Genomic DNA, 6,000 nt, shown 5'->3' with positions numbered 1-6,000 from the left:
CCCCGCCGGTGTGCATGCCGCCCTTGGGCTTGTCGTGCTCGTCCTTGTTGTACTTGTCCTTGTCGTGCTCGTCGTTGTCGTACTTGTCCTCGTGGTCGCTGCTGTAGGAACGGTCGTCCTTGTCCCAGTCGCCGGTGCTGAGGGCGTAGGCACCGGGGGCCGCGATGGCGAGCGCTGCCGTGACAGTGGCCGCGGCGAGGAGAGTGCGAGCAGAACGCATGAAAAGATCCTTCCGTCGCAGCTGGCGTCAGCTGACATACTGTCGGCTGTGGTACCGCAGCGGCGATGTGGCTACTCTCAGCCAGGTACGGACCGCTCACCACTCGGGCGCGTATCCGGGTGACGACCTGTCCGGTGAACGGGCGAAGCACGGTCGTGCTTCAAGCGCTGCCGTGCCGTGAACAGGTCGCGTTCCCCACCGGACCGGGTTCCCTACAGGTGCGGTGGCCCTGTCCTGGGCGGGTCGGCGTGTTCACTTGGCGGCAGGGGGAAGAAGCCGCTGGTACGGGTCATGTATGCGGCGTATCCGGGACGGTTGGCCATGTGACTCTCGGTCAGCCGCTTTCCGCTGCCCTTGATCAGCAGCAGGCTCATCACCACCGGTGAGACGATCGTGAGTGCGGCGGTCGCACCGGAGTCACAGACCATCAGGTACAGGCCCCACCAGACGCAGAAGTCACCGAAGTAGTTGGGGTGGCGCGTGTAGCGCCACAGTCCGCGGTCCATGACCCGTCCCTTGTTGGCCGGGTCCGCCTTGAACCGGGCGAGCTGGCTGTCTCCGACCGCTTCGAAGAACAGCCCGACCGCCCACACCGCCACCCCGACCGCGGCGAGACCCGTCATGGGTGCGGAAATGTACTGGGCGGCCTGCACAGGTAGCGACACCAGCAGGACCAGCGTGCTCTGCAGCAGGTAGATCATGCGCGCGGCGTACAGGTTGCGGTTGCCGGGCGCCTTGGCCAGGAGCGCCTCATAGCGCGGGTCCTCGCCGTGCCCGCGGCCGCGTCGCGCGATGTGCCAGGCAAGCCGCAGCCCCCACAGCGCCGTCAGTGCCGTCACCAGATACCGGCGGTCGTCGTCTCCCTGCCCGGCCGAGGCCGCGCAGGTGACCCCGGCGACCGCCGCGAAGGCGACACCCCAGGCGACGTCGACCACACGATGCACCTTCCATCGGACGGCGATGAGGAAGGTCACCAGCATGACGGCGAGGACCGTGAGCGCGGCCCAAGCGAGATTGACCGTGAAGGCCCCCCAGTCGAATCCGCTCACAACCGGTCCAGTCCCTCGTACCAGTACGCCGGTGTCGCCGGCATACCGGCGTCCCCGCCGGACGCGGGCCGGACGCTGAGAATCTGGTCGACGCCCATACGCCGCTCTTCGAACGCGAGGGCACCACCGGCGAGGTACAGACGCCACACCCGGGCTGTCTCCTCCCCGACGAGCCGGACGAAGTCGTCCCAACGCACTTCGAGAGTGCGGTGCCAGGCGGCGACCGTGCGCACGTAGTGCTCACGCATCGATTCGACGGAGCGGACCTCCAGGCCGGCCTCCTCCAGCAGCGCGACGGTCTCGCCGAGCGGCCGCATGTGCATGTCCGGCGCGATATAGGCCTCGATGAATGCCCCGCCGCCGGGCGCCTTGCTGCCACGGGACATCTGCTGCACCAGCACGCGGCCCCGCGGCCGGACCAGCCGGTGCAGGGAAGCGGCGAACGCCGGATACTCGGCATCCCCCACGTGCTCGCCCATCTCGACGGTGGCGACGGCGTCATAGGCACCTTGCGTGATGTCGCGGTAGTCCTGGCACACCACCTCCACCCGGTGCTCCAAGCCGCGTTCACGCACCTGCTTGCGAACATGCGCGGCCTGTTCCCGGGCGAGGGTGACCGCCGTGACCTGTGCCTTGTACTGCTCAGCCGCATGGAGGGTGAGGGATCCCCAGCCGCAGCCGATGTCCAGGAGGCGGGCGCCGGCGGTGAGGCCGAGCTTGCGGCAGATCAGCTCCAGCTTGGCCCGCTGGGCGTCTGCCGGGGCGAAGTCGGGTTCCTCGCTCGCCCAGTAGCCACAGGAGTAGGCCATCGTGTCGTCGAGGAGAAGCTGGTAGAAGTCGTTCGACAGGTCGTAGTGATGGCTGATGGCGGCCCGGTCGCGTGCCTTGCTGTGCAGGCCGCCGCGCAGCCGTGCCTGTGAGGCGGGCGTGGCGGGACGCGGGCCCACGGCGCCCAGGCGCACGGCTGTGCCGACGGCGCGGGCCCGGTCGGCGAGGGTGAGGTGCGGAGGGTGCAGCCGCTGCTCGCGTGCCGCGGCCCACAGGGCACGCAGTCCCTGAGTGAGGTCGCCTTCGACATCGAGTTCGCCGGTGACGTACGCCTGGGCCAGGCCCAGCTCGCCGGGCTCCCACAGCAGGCGGCGCAGCGCGCGCCTGGACCGTACGACGACCACCGGTGCCTCGGGCGGGCCTGCCTCGCTCCCGTCCCAGGTGCGCAGCCGTACCGGGAGCGGACCGCCGAGCGCGGTGGCGGCGAGTGCGGCCAGCCGGTGGGCGGCGCCGGGCCGTGCGGGGGAAGCGATGGTCATCGTGCGTGATTCTCCTTGCGGAACAGGTACTGCTGTACGTCCAGGTAGCCGGAGCGGAACCCGGCTTCCGAGTAGGCGAGGTAGAACGTCCACATGCGGCGGAATGTCTCGTCGAAGCCCAGTGCGGCAGCCTCGTCGGCGCGCTCAGTGAAGCGTTCGCGCCACAGACGCAGGGTTTCGGCGTAGTGCGCTCCGTACCCGTCCCGCTGGATGAGTTCCAGGTCGGTGTGCTCGCGCACGGTCTGTTCCACCGCTTCCACGGAGGGCAGCAGGCCGCCGGGGAAGATGTACTTCTGGATCCAGGTGAAGGTGTTCCGGCTGGCCAGCATCCGCTCGTGCGGCATGGTGATCGTCTGGAGTGCGGCCCGGCCTCCGGGGACCAGGCGTTGATCGAGCGTACGGAAGTAGACCGGCCAGAATTCCGCACCCACGGCCTCGACCATCTCCACGCTCACGACGGCGTCATAGGTGCCGCAGGCCTCGCGGTAGTCGCACAGGTCGATGCTGACCCGGTCGCTCAGGCCGGCCTCCTCGACCCGTCGGCGGGCCAGATCACGCTGTTCCCGGGACAGGGTGAGGGAGGTGACACGGGCACCGCGTGCCGCCGCGCGGACCGCCAGTTCGCCCCAGCCGGTGCCGATCTCCAGCACGCTGGTGCCTGTTCCGACCCCGGCGAGGTCCAGCAGCCGGTCGATCTTGCGGTGCTGGGCTGCGTCGAGCAGATCCCAGGTGGCGGGAAACCCGCGGAAGAGGGCGGCCGAATAGGTCAGGGTGTCGTCGAGGAAGAGGGCGAAGAGGTCGTTGGACAGGTCGTAGTGGTGACTGATGTTGTCGCGGGCACCCTCGGGAGTGTTGCGCTGGCTGTGCGGCTGCCGCAGCGTCCACAGCTCACGCATTCTCTGCAGGGGCGCGGGGATCAGTTCCGCCGCGTTGTCCGCCAGCACCGTCAGGACGGCGACCAGGTCGGGTGCGTCCCACTCACCGGCCATGTACGACTCGCCGAAGCCGACCAGGCCCCGGCTGCCGATGCGGCCGTGAAACGCCGCCGGGTCGTGAATGTCCAGCGCGGGTCCGCCTCGCCCGACGGAGCCTCCGTCGGCGAACCGTATGCGCAGGGGCAGTCGGCCCAGGGCTCGGCGCAGGACGGCTGCGGTGAGGACGGTGCGTCCCCGAGAGGTGCTCGGGGGCTCGGCCACGTCCGGCCAGCGGGCCGCATCGATGGCCGTGGGACGTCCGGCCCCGGGCTCAGTCGCGGGCAGGGGCCCGGCTGTTCTCATGTGGTTCTCTCCGGAATCTGTTGTTCGGGGCGGGGCTGGACGGGCAGCCCTCGCAGGTACAGGCGGATGCCGTGCATCCGGATGGCGGCGGACACGGCGAGCGTGGACCACGGTCTGAGCAGGGCCAGCTTCAGCACGGTCCGGGTGTGTGCTGCATGGCGCACGCCCCGTACGGTCGCGGTGAAGGGGCTTCCGCTCTCACGTTCGAGGTGAACAGTGAGGTCGAGCCGGTTACCGGGTGCGGGCAGGCGCATGCGGTAGCGGCCGTCGACGGGAAAGAACGGCGAGACGTAGAACGTTTTTTCGGCGTGCGCCGTCCCCGACGCGTCCGGGTGGAGCAGGTAGGCGTGCCGTTCACCGTAGGTGTTGTGCACCTCGGCGACGACGCAGCGCGGTGTGCCGTCCGGGTCGTGGCACCAGTAGAGGGTGAGAGGGTTGAACACGTGACCAAGGACGCGTGCGTGGGTGAGCATGAGGACGGAGCCGCCGCGCAGGTGCACATCGTGAGCGGCCAGGAAGGCGTCGAGTCCCGCACGCAGGGACGGCTGGTCGCCGGTGAAGTGGTCGCGCGGATCGAACCGGGCCAACGGCCGCACGAGAAGCGGAAGCCGCGGAAGCAGGTCGATGTCGACGAGCCACATGAACGTGCGGTGCCGCAGGGTGTGCTTCAGGGGCGCGGTGCGTACGTGGCTGATCACGCAGCTGTAGAGCGCGGGCCCGGTCCTCACCAGAGCACTCCCAGCGCGGCGGCGGCCGCCACGCCGGAGCGGCAGCCGTCCTCGTGGAAGCCCCAGCCGTGGTAGGCCCCGGCGTAGGCGGTGACCGGGCTGTTGAGTTCGTGCAGCCGCCGCTGCGCGGCGACCGCTTCCGGGGTGTAGACGGGGTGTTCGTACACCATCCGCGCCAGCACCCGGTCCGGGTCCACCAGGTCCTGGCCGCCCAGGGTGACCACGAAGGTCTCCCGAGCGGAAAGACCCTGAAGCCGGTTCATGTCATAGCTGACCCGCACCTTGTCGGCGCTTGCCGCGCAGGACGGCATGAGGTAGTTCCAGGAGGCACGGGCGCCGCGGCTGCGGGGAAGCAGCCCGGTGTCGGTGTGCAGAAGCGTGGTGTTACGGGAGTAGCGGAAGGCGCCGAGCACCTCCTTCTCCTGCGGGGTCGCGTCGTTCAGCAGGCGCAGCGCCTGATCGGGATGGACGGCGAGGACGACAGCGTCGTACGACGTTGTCGTGCCGTCGCCGGCTGTGATGTCGACGCCGTCGGGGTGCCGTCGTACGCCGCGCACCGCGGTGGCGACGCGCACCTCGTGCAGCTGCCGGGCCAGGGCGTTGACGTACTCGCGCGAGCCGCCCCTGACGGTGCGCCAGGTCGGCGATCCGTTCAGGGAGAGCATCCCGTGATGGTCGAGAAAGCGGAACAGGTAGGCGGCCGGGTAGCGCTGGGCGGTGACGGCGTCGCAGGACCATACGGCCGAGACGAGCGGAGTCATGAAGTGCGTGCGGAAGTAGGCGGAAAAGCCCTCCCGGTCCAGGAACTCTCCCAGGGTGGCGGAGTTTTCCGTCCCCGGGGTGAGCAGTCGGCGGGCGGCCCGATGGAATGCAGGCACCTCGGCCAGCATGCGCAGGTAGGCACCGCGCAGCGCGTTGCGCGGCTGGGCGAGCAGTCCGGTGAGGCCGCGCGCACCGGCGTATTCGAGGCCGCATCCCTCACAGCGTACGGACATGCTCATCTCCGACTCCCGCGTGGCGACGCCGAGTTCGTCGAACAGGCGCAGCAGGTTCGGATAGGTGCGGTCGTTGTGCACGATGAAACCGGAGTCGACGCGGTGTACGGAGCCGTCGGCCGACGTCAGATCGTGGGTGTGCGCGTGACCGCCCAGCCGGTCATCGGCTTCGTAGAGGGTGACGCGATGCGCGCGGCCGAGTACGTACGCGGCGGTCAGTCCCGCCACACCACTGCCCACGACGGCCGTGTGCCGCCGTCCCGGGTGGCCGTCGGCTGTCACCTCCGCCCGGTCCGGTGACGCACTTCCTGACACGCGTGACATCGCTTCTCCTCCCAGTCGGCCGCGGAAGCCGCTCTCGGCCGTAATCCGGAGCCGAGGCGGGAGTGGATTGCCGTGGGAGGTGATGAGGACGCAAAGGGTG

The 6,000-nt window shown here is 69.6% G+C and carries 5 protein-coding genes and 1 pseudogene; all 6 read right to left on the bottom strand.

Annotated features, from left to right (window positions below; translation table 11 throughout):
• Positions 1-220: pseudogene (locus tag AC069T_RS03920) on the bottom strand (hypothetical protein); the annotation flags it as partial.
• A gap of 212 nt (positions 221-432) precedes the next feature.
• Positions 433-1,269 carry a DUF1295 domain-containing protein gene (locus AC069T_RS03915; RefSeq protein ID WP_478781191.1) on the bottom strand — a complete coding sequence of 279 codons (837 nt, stop codon included), beginning with the start codon at positions 1,267-1,269 and terminating at the stop codon, positions 433-435.
• A complete protein-coding gene (locus AC069T_RS03910) occupies positions 1,266-2,576 on the bottom strand; it encodes a class I SAM-dependent methyltransferase (RefSeq protein ID WP_478781190.1) in 1,311 nt (436 codons plus the stop codon). The genes AC069T_RS03915 and AC069T_RS03910 overlap by 4 nt, the downstream gene beginning before the upstream one ends.
• Complete coding sequence (locus tag AC069T_RS03905) at positions 2,573-3,853, bottom strand: class I SAM-dependent methyltransferase (RefSeq protein ID WP_478781189.1); 1,281 nt, start codon at positions 3,851-3,853, stop codon at positions 2,573-2,575. The genes AC069T_RS03910 and AC069T_RS03905 overlap by 4 nt, the downstream gene beginning before the upstream one ends.
• On the bottom strand, positions 3,850-4,581 hold the full coding sequence (locus AC069T_RS03900) for a DUF1365 domain-containing protein (protein WP_478781188.1): 732 nt from the start codon (positions 4,579-4,581) through the stop codon (positions 3,850-3,852). The genes AC069T_RS03905 and AC069T_RS03900 overlap by 4 nt, the downstream gene beginning before the upstream one ends.
• On the bottom strand, positions 4,578-5,900 hold the full coding sequence (locus tag AC069T_RS03895) for an NAD(P)/FAD-dependent oxidoreductase (protein ID WP_478781187.1): 1,323 nt from the start codon (positions 5,898-5,900) through the stop codon (positions 4,578-4,580). Before AC069T_RS03895 ends, AC069T_RS03900 begins: the two co-directional genes overlap by 4 nt.
• Positions 5,901-6,000 lie beyond the last annotated feature (100 nt).

This window comes from Streptomyces sp. NPDC043867 (assembly GCF_056435845.1).
The sequence above is the reverse complement of the archived record's forward strand: the minus strand, read 5'-3'. Positions and strand labels throughout refer to the sequence as shown.